General features: G+C 71.7%; 25 protein-coding genes and 1 tRNA gene. 14 read left to right on the forward strand and 12 right to left on the reverse strand.

Annotated features, from left to right (window positions below; all coding sequences use genetic code 11):
- Positions 1-501 precede the first annotated feature (501 nt).
- Positions 502-574 (forward strand) — tRNA-Arg (locus tag QSK37_RS13345).
- 275 nt (positions 575-849) lie between these two features.
- On the opposite strand, the gene QSK37_RS13350 is transcribed toward QSK37_RS13345, so the two are convergent.
- Positions 850-1,263, reverse strand: coding sequence for a DUF7144 family membrane protein (locus QSK37_RS13350; protein ID WP_285620214.1), 414 nt, complete (start codon positions 1,261-1,263; stop codon positions 850-852).
- Positions 1,264-1,751: 488 nt separating this feature from the next.
- Positions 1,752-2,342 (reverse strand): TetR/AcrR family transcriptional regulator, encoded by a 591-nt coding sequence (locus QSK37_RS13355; protein ID WP_285620215.1) that lies wholly within the window; start codon positions 2,340-2,342, stop codon positions 1,752-1,754.
- A gap of 139 nt (positions 2,343-2,481) precedes the next feature.
- Here QSK37_RS13355 and QSK37_RS13360 point away from each other — a divergent pair, with 139 nt between their 5' ends.
- On the forward strand, positions 2,482-3,501 hold the full coding sequence (locus QSK37_RS13360) for an aldo/keto reductase (RefSeq protein WP_285620216.1): 1,020 nt from the start codon (positions 2,482-2,484) through the stop codon (positions 3,499-3,501).
- A 59-nt stretch (positions 3,502-3,560) separates the two neighbouring features.
- Here QSK37_RS13360 and QSK37_RS13365 read toward each other — a convergent pair whose 3' ends face one another.
- The 4 genes from QSK37_RS13365 to QSK37_RS13380 all read right to left on the reverse strand — a co-directional run bounded on the left by QSK37_RS13365 (position 3,561) and on the right by QSK37_RS13380 (position 6,322).
- A complete protein-coding gene (locus QSK37_RS13365) occupies positions 3,561-4,196 on the reverse strand; it encodes a vitamin K epoxide reductase family protein (RefSeq protein ID WP_285620217.1) in 636 nt (211 codons plus the stop codon).
- Positions 4,193-5,005, reverse strand: coding sequence for a DsbA family protein (locus tag QSK37_RS13370; protein WP_285620219.1), 813 nt, complete (start codon positions 5,003-5,005; stop codon positions 4,193-4,195). Before QSK37_RS13370 ends, QSK37_RS13365 begins: the two co-directional genes overlap by 4 nt.
- Before the next feature lie 125 nt (positions 5,006-5,130).
- Complete coding sequence (locus QSK37_RS13375) at positions 5,131-5,805, reverse strand: hypothetical protein (protein ID WP_285620221.1); 675 nt, start codon at positions 5,803-5,805, stop codon at positions 5,131-5,133.
- A gap of 61 nt (positions 5,806-5,866) precedes the next feature.
- Positions 5,867-6,322: a hypothetical protein gene (locus QSK37_RS13380; RefSeq protein WP_285620223.1), complete on the reverse strand. Its 456-nt coding sequence runs from the start codon at positions 6,320-6,322 to the stop codon at positions 5,867-5,869.
- A gap of 186 nt (positions 6,323-6,508) precedes the next feature.
- On the opposite strand from QSK37_RS13380, the gene QSK37_RS13385 reads away from it, so the two are divergent.
- From QSK37_RS13385 to QSK37_RS13400, 4 genes are all read left to right on the forward strand, one after another.
- Positions 6,509-7,057 (forward strand): NUDIX hydrolase, encoded by a 549-nt coding sequence (locus QSK37_RS13385; protein ID WP_285620224.1) that lies wholly within the window; start codon positions 6,509-6,511, stop codon positions 7,055-7,057.
- 30 nt (positions 7,058-7,087) lie between these two features.
- Positions 7,088-7,600, forward strand: coding sequence for a GNAT family N-acetyltransferase (locus QSK37_RS13390; protein ID WP_285620225.1), 513 nt, complete (start codon positions 7,088-7,090; stop codon positions 7,598-7,600).
- Positions 7,601-7,767: 167 nt separating this feature from the next.
- On the forward strand, positions 7,768-8,736 hold the full coding sequence (locus QSK37_RS13395; protein WP_285620226.1) for a GNAT family N-acetyltransferase: 969 nt from the start codon (positions 7,768-7,770) through the stop codon (positions 8,734-8,736).
- A gap of 73 nt (positions 8,737-8,809) precedes the next feature.
- Positions 8,810-9,466, forward strand: a complete 657-nt coding sequence (locus QSK37_RS13400; protein WP_285620227.1) for a lysophospholipid acyltransferase family protein — start codon at positions 8,810-8,812, stop codon at positions 9,464-9,466.
- Here QSK37_RS13400 and QSK37_RS13405 read toward each other — a convergent pair.
- Positions 9,463-9,915, reverse strand: a complete 453-nt coding sequence (locus tag QSK37_RS13405; RefSeq protein ID WP_285568655.1) for a MarR family winged helix-turn-helix transcriptional regulator — start codon at positions 9,913-9,915, stop codon at positions 9,463-9,465. The two genes, QSK37_RS13400 and QSK37_RS13405, sit on opposite strands and share 4 nt — an antisense overlap.
- A 64-nt stretch (positions 9,916-9,979) precedes the next feature.
- Here QSK37_RS13405 and QSK37_RS13410 point away from each other — a divergent pair, with 64 nt between their 5' ends.
- Entirely contained in the window at positions 9,980-10,951 is a 972-nt protein-coding gene (locus QSK37_RS13410; RefSeq protein WP_285620228.1) for a quinone oxidoreductase family protein, read from the forward strand.
- A gap of 202 nt (positions 10,952-11,153) precedes the next feature.
- The gene (locus QSK37_RS13415; protein WP_285620229.1) at positions 11,154-11,894 is read left to right on the forward strand and encodes an SDR family NAD(P)-dependent oxidoreductase; all 741 of its coding nucleotides are present in this window, start codon (positions 11,154-11,156) and stop codon (positions 11,892-11,894) included.
- Positions 11,895-11,911: 17 nt separating this feature from the next.
- Here the strand turns inward: QSK37_RS13415 and QSK37_RS13420 are convergent, their stop codons facing one another.
- Together QSK37_RS13420 and QSK37_RS13425 are read right to left on the reverse strand one after the other, a co-directional pair.
- Complete coding sequence (locus QSK37_RS13420; RefSeq protein WP_285620230.1) at positions 11,912-12,751, reverse strand: alpha/beta fold hydrolase; 840 nt, start codon at positions 12,749-12,751, stop codon at positions 11,912-11,914.
- Positions 12,752-12,792: 41 nt separating this feature from the next.
- The gene (locus QSK37_RS13425; protein ID WP_285620231.1) at positions 12,793-15,204 is read right to left on the reverse strand and encodes an ATP-binding SpoIIE family protein phosphatase; all 2,412 of its coding nucleotides are present in this window, start codon (positions 15,202-15,204) and stop codon (positions 12,793-12,795) included.
- Positions 15,205-15,431: 227 nt separating this feature from the next.
- On the opposite strand from QSK37_RS13425, the gene QSK37_RS13430 reads away from it, so the two are divergent.
- On the forward strand, positions 15,432-16,076 hold the full coding sequence (locus tag QSK37_RS13430) for a TetR/AcrR family transcriptional regulator (RefSeq protein WP_285620232.1): 645 nt from the start codon (positions 15,432-15,434) through the stop codon (positions 16,074-16,076).
- A gap of 434 nt (positions 16,077-16,510) precedes the next feature.
- Positions 16,511-17,098 (forward strand): sigma-70 family RNA polymerase sigma factor, encoded by a 588-nt coding sequence (locus QSK37_RS13435; protein WP_285568642.1) that lies wholly within the window; start codon positions 16,511-16,513, stop codon positions 17,096-17,098.
- A 12-nt stretch (positions 17,099-17,110) separates the two neighbouring features.
- Here QSK37_RS13435 and QSK37_RS13440 read toward each other — a convergent pair whose 3' ends face one another.
- From QSK37_RS13440 to QSK37_RS13450, 3 genes are read right to left on the reverse strand one after another with little or no spacing between them, the layout of a single operon-like run.
- Positions 17,111-18,061, reverse strand: coding sequence for a DUF6177 family protein (locus QSK37_RS13440; protein ID WP_285620234.1), 951 nt, complete (start codon positions 18,059-18,061; stop codon positions 17,111-17,113).
- A complete protein-coding gene (locus tag QSK37_RS13445) occupies positions 18,058-18,420 on the reverse strand; it encodes a hypothetical protein (RefSeq protein WP_285620236.1) in 363 nt (120 codons plus the stop codon). The genes QSK37_RS13440 and QSK37_RS13445 overlap by 4 nt, the downstream gene beginning before the upstream one ends.
- A 30-nt stretch (positions 18,421-18,450) precedes the next feature.
- Complete coding sequence (locus QSK37_RS13450) at positions 18,451-19,911, reverse strand: nucleotide-binding protein (protein ID WP_285620238.1); 1,461 nt, start codon at positions 19,909-19,911, stop codon at positions 18,451-18,453.
- A 595-nt stretch (positions 19,912-20,506) separates the two neighbouring features.
- Between QSK37_RS13450 and QSK37_RS13455 the strand changes: the two genes are divergently transcribed.
- The 4 genes from QSK37_RS13455 (at position 20,507) to QSK37_RS13470 (ending at position 24,689) form a co-directional block, all read left to right on the forward strand.
- On the forward strand, positions 20,507-21,319 hold the full coding sequence (locus QSK37_RS13455; protein WP_285620239.1) for an SSI family serine proteinase inhibitor: 813 nt from the start codon (positions 20,507-20,509) through the stop codon (positions 21,317-21,319).
- A 77-nt stretch (positions 21,320-21,396) separates the two neighbouring features.
- A complete protein-coding gene (locus QSK37_RS13460; protein WP_285620241.1) occupies positions 21,397-21,885 on the forward strand; it encodes a CBS domain-containing protein in 489 nt (162 codons plus the stop codon).
- Positions 21,886-21,952: 67 nt separating this feature from the next.
- Entirely contained in the window at positions 21,953-22,681 is a 729-nt protein-coding gene (locus QSK37_RS13465) for an ANTAR domain-containing protein (RefSeq protein ID WP_285620242.1), read from the forward strand.
- 226 nt (positions 22,682-22,907) lie between these two features.
- Positions 22,908-24,689, forward strand: a complete 1,782-nt coding sequence (locus QSK37_RS13470; protein ID WP_285620243.1) for a SpoIIE family protein phosphatase — start codon at positions 22,908-22,910, stop codon at positions 24,687-24,689.
- Positions 24,690-25,006: the final 317 nt, after the last annotated feature.

Genomic DNA, 25,006 nt, shown 5'->3' on the forward strand with positions numbered 1-25,006 from the left:
TCCTGGGACGTCGGCAGGCGGGATGGACGCTTCCACCTCAGCCACTCACAGACCCGAACCAGATTCGGGGCCACCCCGGAGCCGGAGTGCCCCGCCGGAGGCACTCACCCTCCTGGCACAACCGTCCACGCGACCAACAGCAAGATCCCTCGGCGACCGTCTGACGTCTCGGCGGCCCGAGGGTTAAAGCGTGATCCGCGCCAGCCGACCGGCTTTCCGGCCCGCCCGGAGCGGGAGCGTCAGCGGGAGTCGCAGGGCGGGCGCCGAGTCGGCGGCGCGTGCGGCCCGCTTGTCGGGCCGCCTCGAAGCCGTGCAGACAGCTTGCACAGAGTCTGGTGGCCCGAGTGGATGCCAGTCGCGGCGGCCCCCACGGCCGCACTGCACCCCGTATCCTGGACGTCGACGTGGAGGCGGGCGATCGAGCACAGGGCAATATGTGTGCAATGATCGCAGCGTGCAGCGGACGGCCCAGCGGCTCCGCTAGGCTCTGACCAGCGTCAAGCCCTCGTAGCTCAGGGGATAGAGCAACGGTTTCCTAAACCGTGTGCCGCAGGTTCGAATCCTGCCGGGGGCACCTACCTGATCAAGGAAAACCTCTGGCTGACCAGCACGAACGCCGGTCGGCGGGGTTCTGCATGTGTGCAGCCGTAGGCCGCCGGAAGCAGCTCTCAGTCGCTGGTCGCGGGAGATACGCGGGATGAACCTGGGCGGCGTTGGCCCAGGTGAACTCCTGGATCGACTGCTCCCGTCGAGCCTTGCGGGGTCGGCGTGTTGCGTGAGGCCTGATGCGGTCGGTGAGCCCTCGCCGATCTTCGTTCGATCTATGTTGCGTTTGTGCCGGCACTCCGGTCAGTGCGCGAGCGAACCCGGCGCCGGAACCATCAACAGATAGATAGCCACAAGAGACACGGCGATTATGACTATCGACCACAGCGGAAATGCGTTCATAAAGGCGAACTGACCGGCGATGGCAAGCAGCATGAGTGTGATTCCTGCCGTTCTCGCCCACGCTCGTCTTGCAAAAATCGAAACACCAACGAAGATCTGCAAGATCCCCACGATGATCCAGATCCAACCCCAGGCGGTGAAATCAAAGACGAGCAGCTTGCTCGATGGGACCAGATAGAGGGTCCTCTTAGTCAAAGAGGTAAGACCATCCACTATGTTGAAGAAGCCTACCAATCCAATCAGAAAACCGGCGAATGACAACAAGCCCGATGTGATCGGTTCGCGAGAAGTGTGACCTCCGGCAATACCCGGCATGGCAGCCCTCCGGTCGACAGGCCTGTACAGCAACCCCCGTTCCCTGCCCGCTGTCCACCCTAAACGGCACCAGTCATTTGATAGCCGATTCCATGGGACGGTCTTGACACATCGAGACGATCCACGGGGCAGCCGACCAGCGGCGCGGCCACTGCGAGGCAAGGCCGTGACGCCGTTCGAACATCGCTCGGCAGCTGGGCGCCGTGTCAGATGCTCCGACCCGATATTCCGTGAGTCCGGTTGGTTCGCTTAGTGTCCCGACGGGCCTTTCCGCCCCGGCCATTGACCTTGGTCGGCCCATTGAGCATCAGCCCAGCCGTAACATCCCAGAAGCCGAGGTCCGCGACGGTTGGAAGCCAGACGAACGTCCATCGTCGCGCGGTTCGCTTCATGGAGACCTCCGCACCGGTAGGACGCCCATTCAGGTCGACGGCCACCCGCCCACCTTGCCGCTGAGCTTCAGGTTTTCCGGAACATCGATCCGGAAGCTATCGCCGTACGCGCAGTCCGGCGATGACGAGTTCGACCAGTCGGCGTGCGTCGTAGCGGGGGTCGTTGTCCGCGCCGATGCAGAGGTTCCCGACGCCGCGCATGAGTTCGTACGCGTCGACGTCCGCGCGGATCTCGCCGGCGGTGGCCGCGGCTTCGAGCAACCGGGCGCACACGGGCAGGAGGCGGTCGATGAAGTAGGCGTGCAGTGCACCGAAGCCAGGGTCGTCGGATCGCAGCACCGCGGCGAGCCCATGTTTGGTGACCAGGAAGTCGACGAACAGGTTGACCCATCGCTCCAGCGCGGCGTGCGGGGTCGCGCTGCTCTCCAGCAGGGCCGGGCCGGCCTCGGCGCAGGCCTCGACCTGGTGCCGGTAGACGGCGATGATCAGATCCGCCCGCGTCGGGAAGTGGCGATAGATCGTGGCCACCCCGACTCCCGCTCTGGCCGCGATGTCGCGCACCGGCGCTTCGACGCCCGAGGTCACGAAGACCGCCGCGGCGGCGTCGAGCAGCGTTCTCTCGTTGCGCCGGGCGTCGGACCGTTTGCGCGGGGCCGTACTCCCCGCGCCCCCGTCGCCGTCGTTCACCGCGCCTCTCCTTCCGTCGGAACTTGCCAAACCGAAACAGCGTTCCGTATCGTTTCGGAACACGGTTCCGTTTGCTCATGATGCCAGAGCAGGGGGCCGGTGCCCAAACCACGTACACCCGGATGAAGGAAACACTGTCATGCAGTACCGCACCTTGGGCCGCACCGGTGTCCAGGTCAGCTCCCTCGTGCTCGGCGCGATGAACTTCGGCAGGATCGGACGCACCACCCAGGACGAGGCCACCGCCATCGTCGACGCCGCCCTCGAGGCGGGGATCAACCTCATCGACACCGCCGACATGTACGGCAACGGCGAGTCGGAGGAGATGGTCGGCCGGGCCATCGCGGGGCGCCGTGAGGACATCGTGCTGGCCACGAAGGCGAACATGCCGATGGGCGACGAGCGCAACCACCAGGGCAGTTCACGCCGCTGGCTCGTCACCGCGCTGGACGACAGCCTGCGTCGCCTCGGCGTCGACCACGTCGACCTCTACCAGATCCACCGGTGGGACCCGACGACCAGCGACGAGGAGACGCTGTCGGCCCTGACCGACCTGCGGCGCGCGGGCAAGATCCGCTACTTCGGCTCCTCGACGTTCCCCGCGTATCGCATCGTGCAGGCCCAGTGGGCCGCCCGGGAGAACCACCTGGGCCGGTACGTCACCGAGCAGCCGAGCTACTCGATCCTGCAGCGCGGGATCGAGGCGCACGTACTGCCCGTCACCGAGCAGTACGGACTCGGGGTGCTGGCGTGGAGCCCGTTGGCCTCGGGCTGGCTGTCGGGCGCGATCCGCGAGGGCCGGGAGATCACCACCAACCGCTCGGCGTTCATGCCGCAGCGCTTCGACCTCTCCGTCCCGGCCAACCGTGCCCGGCTCGACGCGGTCGAGCGGCTGGCGAAGATCGCCGACGAGGCCGGTCTGACGATGATCCAGCTCGCGCTCGGTTTCGTGACCGCGCACCCGGCCGTGACCAGCGCGATCATCGGCCCCCGCACGCTGGATCATCTGCGTTCCCAGCTCGCCGCCGCGGACACGGTGCTCTCCCCCGACGTTCTGGACGCCGTCGACGAGATCGTCGCACCCGGCGTCGACCTCGCCCCGGAGGAGAAGATCGACACTCCGCCCGCCCTGCTCGACCCGTCGCTGCGCCGCCGCTGATCGGCCTGCGCCGGAACCTCCCGGACCCGACGTCGGGTCCGGGAGGTTCCGCCGTCTCGCTACGGCAGAGTGCGCCAGTAGTACCAGAACCGGTTGAGGATCAGCAGTGCGATGAGCACGTACCAGGCCAGCGGCACCACCCAGTGGTAACGGGCGACCACCCGTGCCGCCGGTCGCCACGATCCCGGGACCGGTATCACCCCGCGCCGGACGTTGTGCAGCGTGACGTACCAGAACAGCGGGATCGTCGCGGTCCACACCACCATGCAGTACGGGCACAGCGCGCCGATGTGGTAGAGCGTCTGGTCGATGAGCCAGTGCACGAACACGACTCCGAACAGGACGCCCGCCTGGAGCCCGAGCCAGAACCAGCGACGGAAGGCCGCGCCGGCGAGCAGGGCGGCACCGACGACGATCACGGCGGAGAAGCCCGCGATGCCGAGGAACGGGTTGGGGAAGCCGAAGGCGGCTGCCTGCGGCGTGCGCATCACCGAGCCACAGCTGATGATCGGGTTGATGTTGCAGCTCGGCCGGTAGTTCGGGTTCTCCAGGAGACGGATCTTCTCCAGGGTGAGGACGGCCGAGGCGGCCAGGCCCAGCGCTCCGGCGAGCAGCAGCGACCAGGCCAGCGGGCCGCTCCCGGACACCGCCCGCGGACGCGTGGCCGCCGAGAGGGTGGACGTCGACGTGGTCATGACCGCTGCGAACGGCCGGAGACGGACTGCTGGACGAGCGCGGTGTACCGCGCCGGCGCGATCGGGTTCCCCGCGCCGTCGAGTACGGCCAGCGGCCGGCCGTTCAGCTTCAGCGTCGGGGTGCCGTCGACTCCGCTGCGGTTGAAGGCGTCACTGACCTTGTGCGCCCAGCCCGCGTAGGTGCGGTCCTTGACGGCCTGGACGAAGGCGGGCGTGGTCAGGCCGGGCACCTTCGCGGCGAGGGCGAGCAGCCGGCTCTGGTCGGCGAAGCCGTCGGTCCGTTCGTCGGGCTGGCCGGCGTACAGAACGTCGTGGAACGCCTTGAACCGCGCCGCGCCCTCGTTGAGCGCGGCACCGGCGGCCTGCAACGCCTCCGTCGAGCCGTGGCCGCCCAGGTTGCCGTCCAGGAACGTGCCCATGTGGTAATGGATCTTGTAGACGCCCGTGTCGGCGAGTCGCTGGATGGCCTTGCCGTCGGCCTTCTCCAGCTTGCCGCAGTACGGGCAGCGGAAGTCCTCCCAGACGTCCAGGGTGTCAGGCGCCGTCGCCCTGCCATAGACGATCACCGTGCCGTCGGTGCCGGAGGCGTTCGCGGGCATCGTCACCCGGCCGTCCTCGGCGCCGCCGCTCGCGGTGCCGATCGCCAGGGCCGTTCCGCCGCCCAGGAGGATCGCCGTGATGGCCGCGGCGATGCCGGCCTTGCGCCGGCGGGCGTGTGCCCGCCTCCGCCGGAGTTGTTCGGCGTGCAGGCGCGACCGCGCGGATCGGGAGCTCTTCGTCGTGTTCTTGGTGTTCTGGTTGTCGCTCATGGCCGTCCTCGGCTCGAAGAGTGGAGAAAGGGACGCATGACCTGAGCGGGAGACCCGCGGACGGGTCCCCTCCGGAGACAGCCGGGGACGCCGTACGGCGAGGCGTACGGGGGCCGGGCGGTCTCTCAGCAGGCCGGAGCGAGAACCGGCGGGCCCCGTCGTGTCGAGGTACGTCGCAGCACGTGCCGGGGGCCGGGGCACGGCCGCTCCAGCGGCGGCACCCGCCACGCGGGCGGCAGCGGGTCAGGAGTGGCCGCCGTGAGCAGCGCCCACAGCACCGTCAACCCGGTCCAGCTCAGCGCCGCGGCCGCGCGCAGCACCACGAAGACGGCCGCCTCACCGCGCCGCAGCCAGGCGGCCATCACGAGCGCGACCACGGTGTGCAGCGCGAGCAGCACCAGGACCTGGCCGGCGGCCAGAGCGGCCAGTGAGTGGGAGGGAGAAACAGCGGCGGCGCCGAGCAGGCCCGGACGCACCGAGCCGCCGCCACAGACGAGCAGCCCCGGCCAGCCGCCGGAACCCGCGCCCGGCACGGCCACGGCACACCGCTCCTGCACGGTGTTGAACAGCGCGTTCAGCGCCAGCTCGGCCGGGACCAGCATGGCCGCGATCTGGAGGAAGCGGCGCTCCGCCCCGGTCAGCAGCAGGGCCAGGAGGAAGACGGCGGCTCCGGCGACCAGCAGCGTGGTCAGCGGCAACGGCCTGCCGGTCACCACGAGACGGCCTCCGGCGGACAGCAGCACGGACAGCACGGTGAACACCACCGCACGCGCCGCCCGCAGCCCGTAACCCGCCCTCATGGGGCGAGTATGACATCACGGGCCGACGTCCAGAAGTCCGCGTTCCCGGAGAAAGCCGACGTCAGAGAGTGGCGAGCCCCACCGCGGTCTGGATGACGACGGCGAACACGCACACGACCGCGACGTAGGCCACGATGCGCTGGTTCGGCTCCACCGCGTGAGAGGGCGGCGCCGGCGTCTTGCGGTGCGACGGCGCGCCGTCGCCGTACCTCGGGCGGAGGCGGGCCAGCGGGTTGCCCCGGCCGGGCAGGCGCCACAGGGCGTCCGTCTTGAGCTGCTGGTGACCCGCGACGTTCGTGCAGGCGAACAGGCGGCCGCGGGCGCCGTTCCGGCAGGCGTCGCCCTCGCGCGTGGCCACTCCGCACCTGGTCGGGCAGAAGCACAGCTCGTACATGGACCAGACCAACGCAGTCAGCGCCCACAGCCTCCAGGTGCCCGCGAACAGGGCGAAGGCTCCCAGCACCGCGATTCCCGTCCACCACGCCCACTGCGCCTGGCTGCGGGTTCGTCTGGCCATGACCGTCCTCTGCTCGCGGTACCCGTCAGCAAAGCACCCCCGTGGCGCGGCACCACGGTCTTGGCCGGAAGAGGTGAAAAAGCCTCACATGTGGCATATGAGACAGGAGGAAACACGGTGACGGTGTATCGCCAAGGGCCGGGGTCGGCGCGGGGCCGACGCGGATGAGCGGGAAGGATGGCCTTCATGCGGTGGACGGTCCACGGACGGCGGGCGATCTATGAGAGTTCGTGGATCAGTCTCGACCTGGTCGACGTCGAACTCCCGGACGGCAAGCGGTTCGAACAGCACGTCGTACGGATGGCGCGGCCCGTGGCGGCCGTCGTGATCCTGGACGGACGCGACCGCGTCCTGCTGATGTGGCGCCACCGGCACGTCACCGACACCTGGGGCTGGGAGATCCCGGCCGGGCGGATCGAGGAGGGCGAGACCCCCGAGGAGGCCGCGGTGCGCGAGGCCGAGGAGGAGACCGGCTGGCGCCCGGGGCCGCCGCGGCTGATCGTCGTCTCCCAGCCCTCCAGCGGCTCGGTCGACTCGCGTCATCACATCTTCCGCGCGGACGGCGCCGAGCACATCGGCCCGCCGACCGACATCACCGAGGCCGAGCGCATCGCCTGGGTGCCGCTCTCCAGCGTCCGCGGCCTCATCGCCGACGGGAAGATCGTGAACGGCCCGACGCTGATCGGCCTCCTCCACGTGCTCTCCGACCCCGGGGGCGCGGCGGAAGGGACTTGATCGTCGCCCGGCGCGGAGGAGAATCCGCCCATGCGCCCAACGATTCGCGACATCAGGCCCGGCGACGGGGAAGGCTGCGCGCGAGCGTGGGCGGACGCCGGGCGCTACTACTCCGCGCTCGTCCCCGAGGTGATCCAGGTGCCGGAGGAGGACGGTCTCGCGGAGTGGTTCGAGGCGGCCATCCGCGAGGAACGCACGGCCGACGAACTGTGGCGGGTGGCCGAGATTCCGCCGCACGGCGTGGTGGGAATCATCGAGGCGGCGATCCTGCGGCCCGCGCCGGACGCCCACCGGCAGATCCAGCGCGATCTGTCGCGCACGCGTCTCGTGGTGAACCTCCTCGCGGTCACGGAGGATTACCGGCGCCGGGGCGTGGGCACAGCCCTGATGGAGGCAGCCGAGGAATGGGGGCGCGCGGGCGGGGCGGTGGTCGCGGTGACGGACACCAACCTCAGCAGCCCGCTCTCGGTCCCGTTCTACGAGGAGCGCATGGGTTACCGGCGGCAGGCGGTACTGCTGCGGAAGACCCTCGAGCGCGGGTGATCTTGTCGCCCGTGCCCGATGAATCATGATCAATATGCCTGAATCTCTCCGGCATAGCGGTCAAACCCATAGTTACGCCCCCAGGCGGCTACCTCGAATGACAGACGCGTCACCGCCGTGGCGCGTACGGTCCATAGGAAGGCGAGCCAACCATTCGAGGAGCCTCCTTGGACACGGTTCAGCAACTGCACGACATCTCGGATAGCGACGTCGCGGCATGGCATGACGTCCTCGCCGCGTCGGTGGCCCGTGACCTGCCCGGCGAGCCGATGCCCACGCTCGACCACGTGCACGGCGACCTGACCACCCCGGGTCTGGACAGCCGCGATCTGCGGTGGACCGTCCGGACCGGCGACGTGCTGACCGGGGTCGCGCGGCTCCGCCTCTTCGACGGCCCGGGGCGCGACCACCTCGGCCAGGTCACGATCGACGTCCATCCGGACCACCGGCGGCGCGGCGTCGGCTCGCGCCTGCTCGAGACCGTCGCCGAGGCCGCACGCCGGGAGAGACGCCGCAGCCTCGTCGTCGAGGCCTCCTCCGACACTCCGGGCGCCGCGTTCCTCGAGGCCAAGGGGTTCGCCTGCGTGCTCTCCCTCAGCCTGCTCCTGCTCGACGTACGCGAGGTGACCGGCATCACGGAGATCGTGCACGCCGAGCACCCGGGCTACCACCTGACGCGCTGGCTCGGCGTCGTACCCGACGAGCTGGCCGACACGTTCGCCACCGCCAAGTCCGCCATGGGCGACATGCCCGCCGGCGACATGGACACCACGACCACCTGGGACGCCGACCGCGTCCGCGACATGGCCGAGGTCGTGGAGAAGCGCGGCGACACCCTCCTCACGGTCGGCGCCCTGCACGGCGACACGATCGCCGGCTTCACCGAGCTGGTCATCCCGGTCGGCGACGGCACCCGGGCCATCCAGTCCGACACGGCCGTGGTGCCCGAGCACCGCGGCAACGGGCTCGGCCTGTGGGTCAAGGCCGCGATGCTCGAGTGGCTGCGCGCCGAGTGGCCGGCGGTCGAGGAGATCGAGACCGACAACGCCGAGGACAACGAGCACATGCTCGCCGTCAACGAGCGGCTGGGGTTCCGTCCGCTGCGCAAGACACGGCAATACCACTACGAGCTTTGACGACCGCCGCCCGCACCGCGACCTTCTCCTGAGCTTGACGGTCTACAGTTACTGAGAGTTCAGGGAGGCACAGGTGCTGTACTGGTTCATGTCCACCGTCGTCCGGCGGCTGCTGAAGATCGTCTTCCGGCCGGTGGTCTCGGGCCTGGAGAACGTTCCGGCCGAAGGTCCGATCATCTTCGCCAGCAACCATCTGTCGTTCGTGGACAGCGTGCTGATCCCTCTCGTCATGCCCCGCCGCGTCACGTTCCTGGCCAAGGCCGAGTACTTCGACAGCAGCGTCCTCGGCGCGTTCCTCAGCTCGATGGGCCACATCCCGGTGCCGCGCACGGAGCAGCGGGCGGCCGTCGCCGCGCTCGACATCGCGCTCAAGACCCTCGGCGAGGGCAACGCCTTCGCCATCTACCCCGAAGGCACCCGCTCCGAGGACGGCCGCCTCTACCGGGGGCACACGGGCGTGGGCTGGCTCGCGCTGAACGCCCAGGTGAGCATCGTCCCGGTCGCCGTACGCGACACGCAGCGGATCATGCCCGTCGGCGCCCGCCTGCCGCGCATCCACCGGCCGGGCGTGACGTTCGGCAAGCCGATCGACTCCAAGCCCTTCGCCGACATGCCGCCCGCACGCGGCCGCCGCGCGCTGGTCGACGAGATCATGCAGGAGATCCAGAAGCTGTCCGGCCAGGAGTACACCGGCACCTACAACGAGCGCTCCAAGGTCACCGCCGCCTAAGACTGCGCGTCGACCAGGGCGAACATCCCGTCCGCGAACCGGCGGGTGAGGCGGGCCAGCTCGGTACGGTCACGCGCGCTCCAGCCGGCGAACACCTCGTCGAGGACGCGACGCCGACCCTGGTTGATCGCCTCGACCACGCGGTGGCCCTCAGGGGTGACCGTCGCGGTCTTGATCCGCCGATCGTGCGGCGCCTCGTCCCGGCGGATCAGGCCCCGCCCTTCGAGCCGGGCCAGTGAGCGGCTGGCCTTCGGGTGGTTCTGCTCGGCGAGCTCGGCCAGTTCGAGGACGCCGATCGGGCCGCGCAGGTCGATGTGGACGAGATAGCGGATCAGATCCAGGTCCAGGTCGACCCCGGCCCGGTCGAGGATCAGCGCGAAGAACCGGGGGCGGGAGACCCGCCCGAGCATGCCGAGCCAGACGTCGTAGTAGTCCTCGGCCTCTTCCATTCCGTTCATTATGCACCGGTTCGGTGCTACGGTTCCGTTCACACTGAACGGAATTGGAGTGGCCATGCACGCCGCCGTACTGCACGGGCTCGGCCGTACGCCGCGCTATGAGACGTTCCCCGCGCCGGTGGCCGGTGCGGACGAGGAGGTCGTGACGGTCACCGCGGCGGCGCTGAAGCCGTCCGACCGCTGGATGGCCGCGGGCGTGCACTACGCCCCGCCGGCGTTCCCCACGGTCGTCGGGCTCGACGGCGTGGGGCGGCTGGACGACGGGACGCGGGTGGCGTTCTTCGGTCTCCGGCCGCCGTACGGCGGGATGGCCGAGCGGACCCTCGTACGGCGCGGCCTGTGGCTGCCGGTGCCCGACGGCATCGACGACGCCACGGCGGCCGCGGTGCTCAACCCCGGCGGTGCCGCCTGGAAGACCATCGTCGTGGAGGGCGAGGTGACGGCCGGGCAGACCGTCCTCGTGCTCGGCGCGACCGGGGCGTCCGGCCGGATCGCGGCGCAGCTCGCCAAGGGCCGCGGCGCGCGCGTCGTCGCGGCCGGACGCGACCAGCGGATCCTGGACGAGCTCGTGGCGCGCGGTGTGGACGCCGCGATCCGGGTCGATCGCCCGCACGACGAACTGGCCGCGGCGATCGCCGGCGAAGGCCCGTACGACCTGGTCGCCGACTACCTGTGGGGCGCGCCGGCCGAAGCGGTCTTCGCCGCGCTGCCGAGCACCCGGCCCGCCGCCGGGCGGACGCGGTACATCCTGGTCGGCATGAGCGCGGGCGAGACGGCGTCCCTGCCCGCCATCGCGCTGCGCCGGGCGCCCGTGCAACTCGCCGGCAGCGGGATCGGCGGAGCGGCCTCCGTCGCCGACGCCGCGACCGGCTACGCGGAGGTGCTCCGGCGGGTCACCGCGGGCGAGATCACATTCGACGTCGCACCGGTGCCGCTGGCGGACGTGGAGTCCGTCTGGCCGAAGGCCGGCACCGACCGGCGCACCGTGTTCATCCCCCAGGGTCTGTCTCGAAGTCCCCGTCCGTAGCGAGCGGTGTCCAGGCGGCGCGTCGCAAGGCGGAGGAGGGAGTCAGCCTGGTGTTGGCTGGCGACCGACGACAACGCGGCGAGGCGGCGTCTGGGCGCCGCGCAGTAGGACAGCGGGGCTTCGAGACAGGCCCTAGAGCAGGGCGAACGTCAGGTCGCATTCCGGCCAGCGCTCGCGTCGGCGGGCGATCATTCTCGACGGCATGAAGGAAATCGAAGGCAAGGTAGCCCTGGTCACCGGTGGTAGCCGGGGCATCGGTGCGGCCGTGGCCCTACGGCTGGCCGAGGGCGGGGCCGACGTCGCCCTCACCTACGAACGCGACACCGTACGCGCGGACGCGGTGGTCGACCAGATCAAGGGCATCGGCCGCCGGGGGCTGGCGATCCAGGCCGACAGCGCGGACGTCGCCGCCCTCACCGCCGCCGTGGACACGGCCGTGGGGACGTTCGGCGGGCTGGACATCCTGGTCAACAACGCCGGAGTGTTCATCGTCGGGCCGCTCGACGACCTCGGCCCGGCGGAGCTCGACCGCACTCTCGCGGTCAACGTGCGGGCGCCGTTCGTGGCCTCGCAGGCGGCGGCGCGCCACATGACCGAGGGCGGCCGGATCATCAGCATCGGCAGCAACATGGCCGAACGCGCGACGTTCCCCGGGTTCACGCTCTACGCGCTGAGCAAGACCGCGCTCGTCGGCATGACCAAGGGGCTGGCCCGCGACCTGGGCCCCCGCGGCATCACCGCGAACCTGGTCCACCCCGGCCCGACCGACACCGACGCCAACCCCGCGGACGGCCCGAACGCCGACGCGATCCGGGGCTTCACCGCCCTGGGCCGCTACGCCGAACCGCGTGACATCGCCGCCACCGTCGCTCATCTCGCGGGTGACGGCGGCCGGTACGTCACCGGCGCCGTGATCAACGTCGATGGCGGCTTCACCGCCTGACGACCGCGGGGAGGGCCCTAAGCGGTACGGGCGAGGAACGTCTCGACGGAACGGGTGAAGACGGCCGGGTCGTCGAGCCACGGGTAGTGGCCGGCGCCCGGCTGGACGACGAGCTCGGCGTCCGGCAGCAGCTTCGCGACGGCGGCCGCGACGCGGGGAAGCGGGCCGCCGTCCAGCTCTCCGGCCAGGACGAGCGCCGGGGCCCCCAGGGCGGCGCGGGTCGCGGCGGGCGCGAAGGCGCCGGCGGACGCGTACCGCTCGGCGGCCTGCTCGTTCATCTGCTCCGCCTCGGACGTGGCGTGCGCCCGTGCGGTCGCGTCCCAGCGGCCGTAGAAGAAGGGCGCGGCGGCGTCCCAGTCGTCGTCGGTCGCCGTGCCGGCCCAGATGGCGTCGAAGGACGGCCGGGCGGTCGCGTACCACGGCTCGGCCGATCGCAGCGCGGCGGCCTCCCGGCGGTGCTCCACGGTGAAGTCGATCCCGAGCGCGCGGGCGCGGGCCGTGACCAGGGTGAGGCTGCGGACGCGCCCGGGATGGCGGGCCGCGTACAGCAGCGCGAGGTCCCCCGCGGCCGAGTGCGCGAGCAGATCGACGCGGTCCAGGCCGAGGTGGGCGCGCAGGGCCTCGACGTCGGCGACCTGCCGGTCGCAGCGGTACGTGCCAGGGTCGGTGGGCACGCCGGAGTCTCCGGTGCCCCGCAGGTCGAGCCGGACCAGCCGGCGTCGCCTCGCCAGCCCGCCGAGGTCACCGAGGTAGGCGGAGGCGCGCATCGGCCCGCCGGGCAGGCAGAGCAGGGGCTCGCCCGTGCCGAGAAGGTGAAAGGCGAGGCGGGTCCCGTCGGCGGCGGCGAAGGCAGGCACGGGCCCCATCCTCACGGCCGGGAAACGCTCAACGCAAAGCGTTACAGCGACTGCTCGAACCAGACGACCTTGCCGGTCGGGGTGCGCTGGGTGCCCCAGCGTTCGGCGAGGGCGGTGACCAGTTGCAGGCCGCGGCCGTTCTCCGCGGTGACGTCGGCGCGGCGCAGCGCCGGGAGCTCGTGCCCGTCGTCGCGGACCTCGCACAGAAGAGAGTCGGTACGGATCAGGCGGAGTCCGATGTCGCCCGCGCCGTGGCGTACGGCGTTGGTGACCAGCTCGCTCACCAGCAGCTCGACCGTGTCGGCCAGTTCGGTCAGCCCCCAGGTCGCCAGGGCCTCGCGGACCAGCTCGCGGGAGTGGCGGACGCGGACCGGGAGCGCGTCGAACGTCCAGGAGATGACGTCGTCCTTGGGTATGCCCTTGAACCGCACCGCGAGCAGCGCGATGTCGTCGTCGCGCGGGCGGTTGGCGCCGAAGCCGTCGATCAGCGTCTGGCACACGCTCTCCAGGGGCTGCGGCGGGCCGCTGAGGTACTCCCGCAGCGCGGCGAGGCCCACGTCGATGGCCTGGCCCCGGCGTTCGACCAGGCCGTCGGTGCACAGCACGAACTGGCTGTCGTCCTCCACCTCGAACTCGGCGGTCTCGAACGCGACCCCGCCGACGCCGATCGGCGCGCCGGAGGGTACGTCGAGCAGTTCGCTGTCGCCGAACGGCGAGACCAGCACCGGCGGGAGGTGCCCGGCGTTGGCCACCTCGCAGCGCCGCGCCACCGGGTCGTACACGACGTAGATGCAGGTCGCGATGTACTCGTCGCCGAGCCGGCGGGCGAGGTCGTCGAGCTGGCGCAGCAGCCGGCCCGGCGGCAGGTCCTGCGCGGCCAGGGTGCGTACGGCCGTGCGGAACTGGCCCATGATCGCCGCTGAGGTCATGCCGTGTCCCATGACGTCGCCCACGACGAGCGCCAGCCGGCCGCCCGGGAGCGGGATCGCGTCGAACCAGTCGCCGCCCACGCGCACGGCCTCGTTGGCCGGGACGTAGCGGTAGCAGATCTGCGCGCCGGCGACGACGGGCGGCGCGTCGGGCAGCATGGTCTTCTGCAGCTCTCTCGCCGCGCGGCTCTCGCGCCGGTAGAGCCGCCCGTTGTCGACGCAGACCGCCGCGCGACGGCAGAGCTCCTCCACCATCGCGACGTCGAACTGGTCGAACGCCGGACGGTCGGGCCGCCGCAGCAGCGTGAGGTTGCCCAGCGCGGTGCCGCGGGCGATCAGCGGGGAGACGAGGAGCGCGCGGCCCTGCAGCAGCGGCCGGAAGTCGCGATCGGCGAAACGGGCCGACATCCGGCGCGCGAACCGCTCGCTGACCTTGGGAACGCTGACGCTGTGCCCGGTCAGCAGGCTCTGGGTGAACGGAGTGGCGGCGGGCAGGCGGAGCTTCTCGTCGCGCGGCACCAGGTCGTCCCAGCGCCCGTACGCGTCGTCGTGGCTCACCGCCACGCGTACGGCCGTGGGCGACTCGTCGGGGGTCAGCGGGGGCAGCTCCTGGTCGGAGACGATCGACTCGAGGAGCTGGACGTCGGCGAAGTCGGCGAAGCGCGGCACCAGCGCGGTGCACAGCGCCGCCGCGGTCTGCACCGGGTCGAGCGTGTCGACGATCCGGCTGCCCGCGTCGTTGAGGAAGTCGAGCCGCTCCTGGGCCGCCGACCGGTCGAGCGCGCGTACGGGCGCCGTCGCGCGCCGCGGCTCGCCGACCTTGGTGATGCGCTGCTCCGGGGACGGCGGGGTGCCGAAGTAGGCCGCGAACGGCAGCCGCGCGGTGACGCTGACGTTGACCGCGGGATAGCCGCGGATGAGGACCTGGCGGACGATCGATTCGGCGGCGCCGGGCGGCATGGCCGGCAGCATCTCGGTCAGCCGCCGGCCGAGCATCGACGGGTCGGCGCCGCCGGGAGGCAGGAGGGTCGGCTCGACGCGCAGGAGGCGTACGCCGCTCTCGCTGGTCAGCGGGGTCGGGGAGGGCGCCTTGACGAGGACGTCGCCCAGCGCGAGGCCGGGCCCGCCGTCACGCAGCCGGTTGGCGTCGGCGGCGATCGCCAGGACGCGGGCCCGGTCGGGGCCGCTGAGCGGATAGACCCACCAGGCGACCTCGCGGAGCGGGCCGTCGTCCATGGCCGGGACCAGGAAGGCGCCGGTCCAGGCGTGCCTGATGCGGGAGCCGCCGGGCTCGAACGCGTCACCGTGCTCCTGCGGCAGCCGCAGGAGCGTACGCAGCGGGCGGCCGGCGGCCTCCTCGTGCGCTAATCCGAAGATCTCGTCCGCGGTGTGGCTCCAGTGGGTCACGTGGCCGAGGTCGTTGAGGAGGATCACGGCCATGGGGGCGAGGCCGAGCAGATGCTCGTGCAGCAGACGGGGCGAGCCCGCGACCGCGGGACGAGCGACGGCATGGCGACGTTTCACCGGCAAGGACACCTCCCCGAACGAGCGCTTCGCACAGCCCCCCTGCACCCGTTGTGAGGGGCACGCTACAGACCGCGCGGCATATTCGCCTCGGTTTTCGCCCCAACGTCATGGGACCGGCCAGGCCAGCGGGTCCCAGCAGCCCCGTCCGCCTCCCGGCTGAGTGCGCGCTCACCGGCGCGGCGGGCCCTGGTAGCGTTCGAGACGAAGATCGAGGTGGAGGTCGCATGTCCGGCTCGATGCGCATCCGCATCCTCGCGGCGGCCGTCTCCGTCATGCGAGAGCGCGGGGTCGCGAACACCACGACCAAGGAGATCGCTCGCGTCGCCGGGGTGGCCGAGGGCAGCATCTACAACCACTTCGCCGACAAGACGGAGCTCGTCGCGGCGTCCATGGCCGAGGTGGCCGGCGGCATCCGCGACGCCCTCACCCGCCTGTTCGAGCGGGTCGGCCAGAACTCGGTGGAGGACAACCTCGCCGAACTCGCCGAGGCCCAGATCGCCTTCTTCACCGACGTGTTGCCGATCACCGGCGCGGTCCTGGGCGACCGTGACCTGTGCGCCCGGTCGCGCGACCGCGCGCCGGAGTCGCCCGACGGTTCTCCCCCGGGCCCGGTTCTCAGCCACGCCGCGGTGATCGCCTACCTGGAGGCCGAACGCGACGGGGGACGCCTGGCCACCTGGGCCCGTCCGCCGTACCTCGCCGCCCTCCTGATCGGCGCGTGTCAGCAGTACGCCTTGCTGCGGCTCCTGACGCCGCCCGAGGCCATGACCGAGGTCGCGGGTCTGCCCGCCGATCCGGCGGAGTACGCCCGCCAGGTCGCCCACACCGTCATGGCCGGCCACCACGCCCGCCGCGCCCGCCCCCGGTAACGGTCCGCTCCGCCTACCCGGAGTGGTCGTTCCGACGCCTCAGGTTTCTCAGCTCCACGTCCGGTCTTCCCATGTTGTTCCAGGTCACGTACGATTTGGGGTGGAAGCGCCGGAACGCGGAAACGTCCGGACCAGCACAGACCGTGACCAAAACCACTTTTCACGGATGGCATGTCCGCGTTAGAATCATTGCTCGTGGCAAACGCCGCGGATCGGGCGTAACACTGCCCCGGCGCCCTCCAGCGCGGCCCGCTCCCTCGGGCCTCTGGTCGGCGGCCATGTCCCGTTTTTCCCTTGGGCGATGAAGCCGACAGCCGCACAGGGTCCTGCTCTGTGCCCGGAGTCCGTACCTCCATCCGTGCCCCCGGCCCGGCTCCGGTTCCTGACAACCGCAGGGCGAAGGCTCGCCCAGCTCAGCACCCTACGGAGCGAGTATGACCACAGCGGCACCCGCAGCGGGCCGCCAGCACGACGAGCGCTACGAACGCGACGTCAGGCCGCTCATCGACCCGCTGTACGCCAGCGCGGTGCGTATGACGCGCAACCCCACTGACGCCGAGGACCTCGTGCAGGAGACCCTCGCCAAGGCCTACGTGAACTTCCACCAGTTCGAGGAGGGCACGAACCTCAAGGCCTGGATGCATCGGATCCTCACCAACAACTTCATCAACACCTACCGCAAGAAGCAGCGCGAACCCCAGCGCGCCGGCACCGAGGAGATCGAGGACTGGCAGCTCGCCCGCGCCGAGTCGCACACCTCGACCGGGCTGCGCTCGGCCGAGCACGAGGCGCTCGACCGGCTGCCCGACTCCGACGTGGTCAAGGCGCTGCGCGCGCTCGCCCCCGAGTTCCGTACGGCCGTCTACCTGGCCGACATCGAGGGCTACCCGTACAAGGAGATCGCCACGATGATGGGCACGCCCATCGGCACGGTGATGTCGCGACTGCACCGGGGCCGCCGCCAGCTCCGCGAGCAGCTCCAGGCGTACGCCCCTCGCGTGAGCGTCGTACGCGCCGCGTGACCCGCTGGGCCCTCAGGAGGCCTGGACCCGGAGATAGCCGGTGAGCTGCTCGTAGCGCTGCCAGCCCTCCTGCTGCCGTCCGTCGCCCAGGGGGTACCACATCGCCGTGTCGCCGATCCGCTGCCCGGGCACACCGGGCGGTCCCGGCGCGGTGCCGCTCACGGCCAGGCCGATCGGCGCCGCCGGTCCGACCCAGCGCGGCCCGGTGGTGAGATCGGTCAGTCCCGGGCTGAGCTGGACGAAGCACGAGACCAGGGGGAACTCCGCGGCGAGCGCGCCGATGACCGTCGACAGCGACCCGACCGGCGCCTCGCGGGGATCGGTGTAGCCGATCACCAGCGTGACCGCCTCCTCGGCCGCGTCGTCCACCTGCGACAGCAACATCGTGCCGACCGCGGGGCGACCGCCGCCCCCGCCCACCACGGTCAGCCAGATCGCGGCGGAGACGCGTGAGCTGAACATCTCGCCCAGGTCCTCGAGCCGCCACACCGCCGTCGCGGGCTCGGAGGTGCCCCATCCGCCGGGCGTCTCCCCCGTGAGCGACCGGCACAGCTGCTCCGCCGCGCCGCCGATCGCGCCGCCCTCCGGGTGCCGTACGCGGAAGGTCAGCGTCAGCTGGGCGCCGACCGGCGCGGCCGGAGGCGTCGTGTAGGTCGGCGCGTACGCCCGCGCCTGCGGGTCGACGACGAAGGCCTCGCCGTCCCACAGCAGGGGTACGCCCGTGAGCCCGTCATAGTGGCCGCCGTCGGCGCGGACGACCCAGCGGCTGTTCGGCCCGGTCAGCACGAGCCGCAGCGGCATCGTGATCCGCGACTCGGGCGGCGTCACGACCTGCAGGCCACGCCCGGTCTCGCTGCACAGCCGGAGCCCCTCGGCGAGCCAGGTGGTGAACGGCACGACCGGCCGCTCCTGGAGCACCACCATCGCCTTCGGGGTCAGAGCGTCGACGGCCGGGTGGGTCACCGGGTCTCCTCCGCGGGCCAGACGATGCCGCCCTGCCAGTGCACGATGTCCTGGGCGAACCTGCGCGCGATGCGCCGGGCCTCCGGCATCCCGGCGGCGGCGCGTACCTCCACCCACCAGGCCGGCAGCCGTACCCTCTCCGCCGGCTGCGTACCGAGCAGGCGCTCCACCTCACCGGGCACGCGCACCAGCTCCGGCGCCTCGATCGAGACGAGGAGCCGTCCCTCGGGATCGTAGAGATGGCGGGCGCCCGGGCCGGCCTCGACCATCCGCAGCGCCTCACCGAAGGCGATCATGCCCTCCACGACCGTGGGAATGTCGGGCTCGTTCCGCACCAACGCGATGATGTCGCTGGTCAAGGCCGCGAACCTCCTTTTCTCCGGTCGGGGTCAGACATCGAGGGCCCGGCCGAAGGCCTCGAGTGCGATGCGTATCGCCGCGGCCCTCGTCTCCTGGCCGATCCGGGCGGACTCTACCGCCGTTCCGGTCGCGAGGTGCCGGTCGTACGGCATGTGCACGACCGGCATTCCGCCGCCGCTGAGGAGCTGCCCGGCCCTGGTCAGGTCGGCGTCGACGTGGGGCGTGTGCGTGACGAACGCGATCACGGTGCGGGTCAGCAGGTGCTGGTAGCCGTTGCGGGCCTGCCACTCGAGGGCGCCGCGCGCGCTGAGCGCCCCGTCGACCGTGCCGGGCGTCACCATCACCTGCGCGTGCGCGTCGGCGAGGATGCCGCGTTGCAGCTCCGGCAGCAGCCCGGCGCCGCAGTCGATCACCAGGGCCGCGAAGTAGCGGCTCATCGCGCTCGCGACGGTCTTGAACTTGGCCAGGTCGAGTTCGTGGGTGATCTGCCCGTCCGCGGTCCCCGACAGCACCCAGAGCCCGTCGGCCGTGCGCCCGAGGAAGGACGCCGTCTCCTCGAAGCTCCGCGGCCCGGACTCGGCCAGGTCGTGCAGCGACCGCTCGATCCGGAGGCCGAGGCGCAGCGGCAGGGAGCCGAGGCCGGAGTCGGCGTCGACGGCGAGCACGCGGTCCTTGCGGTACTGCGCGAGCGCCGTGCCGGTGAGCCCCGCGATGGTGGTCTTGCCCGCGCCGCCGCGGATGCTCGTCACCGCGATGTGCCGGCAGGAGGACACCGGACGGCTCAGGATCTGCGCCGCATCCGCGGTCCGGCGTATCTCGTCGGCGGCGGCGGTGCCCATCGCCCGGCGCACGCCGCGGGACATGCGCCGCATCAGCGGGTCGCCGTGCACCGACCGGCGTACGAGATCCTGCGGCACCGGCCTGCCGGGCTGCGGAGGCGCGGCGGGCTGCGGAGGCGCCGAGCCCGGCGGCCCGGGGTCGCGCCGCCAGGCCTCCGCGTCGGACCGGTCCCACGCCTGGGGCGGCTGCTGCGCCTGGTCCTCCGGCGGCGGCTCGGTGCCCCAGGGCGTCTTGGCGACCAGGCCCCAGTGGGTCTGCGACGCCAGTTCCCAGGCGGACGCCTGGTTGGGACCGGCGTCCTCCTGCTGCTCGAGTGCCTGGTCGGGCCAGCCGTTCATCGACGGCTCGTCGCGCGGGCTCTTCTGCGGCTCCGGCGGCTGCTCCCACGTGGGCGGGCTCCAGGCGGGGCGCTGCTCGGCGGGCGTGGCCGCGGGCGGCTCCGCCTGCGGGCGCGGTCTCGGCTCGTCCCACACGGTCTGCGGGGCCGCCGGGACCGGTCGCCCTCCGTCGTGAGTGGCGGCGTCCTGAGAGGCGGCGCCCTGGTCCGGCGCGGGCGAGGGTCCCGGCTCGTCCCATCGCGTCGCGGACGGCGCCGGGACCGGTCGGCCCTCGTCCGTACGGGCCGCGCCTCCGGGATCCGGCGCGGGCATGGCGGGTGGCGGCTGCGGTCCCGGCTCGTCCGAGGGCATCGCGACGGGCGCGGCGACCGGCCGGTCATCGTCCTTATGAGGGGCGTTTTCCCGGGTCGGCGGGGACTGGGCGGGTGTTTCGCGCGGGCTTTCCGGGGGCGATGCCGGGTGGCCGTCCGTGGGCGCGGATGACCGGCCGGAATCGGGAGTCACCAGCCCGGACAACGGCATACCGAGCTCGGCAAGCGCGGTGGCCTGCCAGTCAGGCTCGGACAACGTCTTCCCCTCGGCGCGCAGCAGGCTGACAACACGGATTGCTCCCGATCCTATCGGCGTAAGCCCCCTCTGGCCTCCACAAACGGCACCCCATCATGATTACCGTGAGAGATCGATGCGCTACAGTATGCGACTGAGGAGCCGCCGAAACAGGCGGTCTTTTTCGGGGGGAAAAACCGACATGCGACGAATATTGGCTACTTCCATAGCCGCGGCCATTCCGGCCATGCTTCCGGTAAGTGCGGTCCACGCCTATTCCAAGCCGGCGCCTCCGCCCGCGGCGAGTGGCCATTCCAAGGTGCGGGCGCACGGCCACGGACGCACCTCGCACAACCGGCCCGTGTCCGAGGGCGAGACGCACGGCCGGCCGGACAACGACGTGAAGGTCGACGCGGACGACGGCGGCGGCCCGTCCGACGCCGCTCCGCAGAACGCCGCGCCAGAGCACGGCACCGGCCGCACCCACAACGCCACCGGCTCACGCGGCCGGCCGGCCCGGCCCGTCCGCAACAGGCCGACCTCTTCGCGGCCGGGCACCGGCCCGGACAGCTCGTTCGCCGACGCCGACGACCCGGCGCTCCCGCCGGAGGCCGCCGCGGCGGTCAAGGAGGCCGACGAACTGCAGGACTCCGCCGGCCAGGCCAACGCCCCGGCCGACAACGCGCCGAAGCAGGGCTCGGCGCCCGCCGGCGCCGCTCCGGCCGCTCCGGCGCAGCCCGGCGGCGCGACCCGCCCGCAGGGCCCGGTCTCCGACCAGAGCACCAACCAGACGGCAGGCCGCCAGCTCGGCCGGGCACGCGCTCCGAAGTCCATGCCGGTCGCGTTCTTCAGCGGCAAGCCGGCGGCGCAGGGCTCGCGCCTGGTGCTGCACACCACCGCCGGGAACACGCCCGAGCGCACCGTCACGCTGCAGTGCTACCCGACGGGCGGCACGCACCCGAAGGCCGCCCAGGCCTGCGCCGACGTCGCCCGGGCCGGTGGCGACCTGGCGCAGATGCCCGCCAACGCCAACCCGCGGGCGTGCTTCATGATCTACTCGCCCGTCACGGTCACCGCACAGGGCCAGTGGCATGGCCAGGCCGTTCGGTACACCAAGAAATTCCCGAACACCTGCGTGATGCGCGACAAGACGGGTTCGGTCTTCGACTTCTGAGCCGGGCCCGGTGAGAAGTTCGAATAAGTACCGCACGCTTGGGTAAGCGGGCGCTTGACGGACGAGAGGAGTCGGTCATGGCGTCGAAGGTTCACCGGCCGGTGCACTGGCGAGTGCATGAGGTCATGACGCCAAGACCCGTCACCCTTCCTCTGGACGCTCCGCTTACCGAGGCGGCACGACTGATGCGCGACGAGAACGTCGGCGACGTCCTCGTCACCCAGGACGGCATGCTCTGCGGCCTGCTGACCGATCGCGACATCGTCGTGCGCGCGGTGGCCGAAGGACGGGACCTGACCGCCACACGCCTCGCCGACGTCTGCAGCGCGGGCATCGTGACGGTCAGCCCGGACGAGGCCGCCGAGGTCGCGCTGCGGCTCATGCGCGACCGCGCCGTCCGGCGGCTTCCCGTCGTCGAGGACGGCCGGCCGGTGGGCGTCGTCTCGGTCGGGGATCTGACCTCCGACCGAGACGAGGCCTCCGACCGAGAACGAGAACAGGACACCGGCCGGAACGAGATCTCCGAGCACGCCCGCCGGAGCGCGTCCCCCACGCTCACCCACTGACACCGGCCGGCCCGCGGGATCGCCCGGGCGCGGACGTTCGACGCCGTACAGCGGCTACCGTGAATCCGTGGCGTTCGAAACGCAGATCAGCAGCGAGCTGGCGACCCAGGTCGCCCGGCTCGGCCTCGTGCAGGAGGCGTCCGCGACCGTGGCACTGCGGCGCATCACCGAGCTGGCCACCCGTGCCGTCCACGGATGCGCCGGAGCCACCGCCGTACGCTGGAGCACGGGCGAGGCATCCGAGCCGCTCGACCAGGCCGGCACCCATCCCCACCTGGCGTACCTCAGCGAGATCCAGTGCGTCCGCGGGGCCGGGCCCATCTACGACGCGGCCCGCAGCGAGACACCGATCTTCTGCGGCGACACACTCGCCGAGACCCGCTGGCCGGAGTACACGCCGCTCGCGTTGCAGCGCGGCGTCCGATGCTTCGCCGACACCGTCTACCGCACCGGCCCGGTGATCGTCACCCTCACCATGTACGGCGTGGTGCCCGGGGCGCTCGACCGACGGGAGCTCAGCCTGGGCGCGCTGCTCGCCGCCCAGGGCGGCGCCGCGGTGTCGAACACCCGCCTGTACGAGGACGCGCACCGCACCGCCACCCAGCTGCGCCAGGCGGTCGAGGCGCGGTCCATCGTCGACCAGGCCAAGGGCGTGCTGATGCATGCGATGGGCTGTGACGCGGACACCGCGTTCGCCGAGCTCAAGCGCATCTCCCAGACCCGGCACGTCAAGTTGACCGCGATCGCCCAACGGATCGTCTCCGGCAGCCGCACGGAGACCTCCGGGCACCACTAGTCCCAGGACTCCGCCGTCTTCGAGACAGGTTCCAGTCAGAGATTCGTCCGCTTTCGGAGGCGGGTTAGAGTTACGCACAGCCGACCGACCCCGACCGATCCGACCGACCCGCCAGCCGGAGGGCAGCATTCCCGACCAGCGACCACCCGAGTCTCTTCGTCCTGAGGCGCTCCGCGCCGAGATCGCCGCTCTGGAGGGCCGGGCCGGAGAGCTGAGCAGTGCGGCGTTGCTGCCGGACGCCGACCGGGCCGCGCTGCTCGACGCCGCCCTGACCGACCTCGAACGCGCCGTGACGGCGTTGCGGACGGTGGGGGCCGACCAGACCTCCACCCAGGCGAAGAACGAGGTGGCCGACGGTGAGCGCCGGCTGTTGCGCACCGTCTTCCAGGACGCGCCGGTGCCCCTCTTCCTGCTCGAGCGCGACGGCACCGTACGCCGCGTCAACCGCCAGGCCGGGGCGCTGCTCGGCTCCTCGGCCGGTTACCTCACCGGCAAGCCGTTCCCGACGTTCTGCGACCTGGCGACGCGGGCCACGGTCGGCTCGCACATCGCCGGAGTGTTCCACTCGGGCCGCCGGAAGCGCTCACGGGTGCGGCTCCTGTCGGGGCACGGCCCGGTCGAGGTGGACGTGACGTTCGCCCGCGTCTGGGTGACCGGCGAGCCGGACCCGCTGGTGGTCGCGGCCACCGCCCCCGCGACGCGCGAGCCGGCCGCCCAGGATCTGCCGCAGCAGGCCACCGCCACTCACGACGCCGTGGCCACGGTCGTCCACCGCATGGACGTGCTGTCCACGGCCACCGGCATGCTCCTGGACGACGACTCCTTCACCGAGTCCGTGGCCGTACGCCGCTGCGCGCGGCTGCTGGCCGCCGAGCTGGCCGACTGGGTCCTCATCGACCTCGAACGCGACGAGCGGCTTCTGCGGCAGGTGGTGATCGGCCCGGACGACGAGCGCAGCGCCGAGGTCGCCCGGACGCTGGAGGACCTCGACCCGGCCCCGGACACCCTGCCGGCCACCGTGCACGTCTCGGGCCGATCCGTGCTCCAGGCGCACCTCGACGATCTGGGCGTCCTCGGCATGAGCCCGACCGGGCCTCCGGTGTGCGGGCTGATCCAGGCGTCGTCGCTGATCTGCGTGCCGCTGGACGACGGCGAGCGGTGCCACGGCACCCTGACGCTCGCCGTCTCCGGCGAGCAGGGCCCGTTCGACCTGATGGACCTCGGCCTGGTCGAGCGGCTCGCCCGCAACCTCGCCCTGGTCATCCGGGCGGGGCGGCGCTACCGCCGCCGTGCGGTGGTCGCCGAGCGGCTGCGCGCCGGTCTGCTGCCGCGTGAGCTGCCATCCGTGCCGGGGGCGGAGGTGGCGGGCCGCCACCATCCGGCGACCCGCGACACCGGCTTCGGCGGCGACTTCTATGAGGTGTTCCCCACGGGCTCGGGCTGGGGCATGGTCCTCGGCGACGTGTGCGGCAAGGGCGAGGACGCCGCGGCGGTGACGGCCACCGCCAAGAACGGCATCCGGCTGCTCTCCCGCTGGAATCCCAAGCCGACCGAGGTCCTGTCGATGATGAACGACGCGCTCATCGACGACGAGCGCTTCGTCACCGCCGTGATGGCCTACCTCGAGCCGCGCGACCACGGCATGGCGATGACGGTGGCCAGTGCCGGGCACCCGCCGGCGATCCTGATCCGCCGCGACGGCGTCATCCGCACGACGAGCGGCGGCGGTTTCCCGCTGGGCCTGTTCGAGGACGACTTCGGGGTCGGCGTCGAGCAGCTCGACCTGGAGCCCGGCGACACGCTGTTCCTCTACTCCGACGGCGTGCCCGAGGTGTCGGACCCGGCGCAGACCCGGTTCGGGCACGAGCGGCTCATCGAGATCCTCGCCGCCCACGGCGAGCAGCCCGTCGCCGATGTCGTGCTGGCCGTGGAGAGCGCCCTGCTGGACTTCTCCGGCGGTGACCTGCGCGATGACGTGTCGATGCTCGCGCTCCGGGTGACCGGCTGAGCCGGGCTCGGTGATCTTTTTTCAACAAGATCCGGGTGATCGTGTTTAGACCGGTGCCCGGCAGGTAAAGTGACATAGCAAGTAACCGTGCCTAAGACGCAGGCACACCACGGGAGGGCGGTATATCCGCCCTCGACTTCCGGAGGGTGTGCATGCGTACTTCAAGCCTTTTCGCCAGCGCGAGGCTGACGCACGCGTTCTCCTCCTTGATCGCCGACACGGACGTACGTCCGGCGGCGGGGCGCACGCTCACGCTCTTCTCCGGTCGTGAGAGCCGGCGCTCATATCTCTCCCCCCTCGGTCGTCGCGACGCCCTG

The sequence above is a fragment of the Actinoallomurus iriomotensis genome (assembly GCF_030269445.1).
Classification (GTDB): Bacteria; Actinomycetota; Actinomycetes; order Streptosporangiales; family Streptosporangiaceae; genus Actinoallomurus; species Actinoallomurus iriomotensis.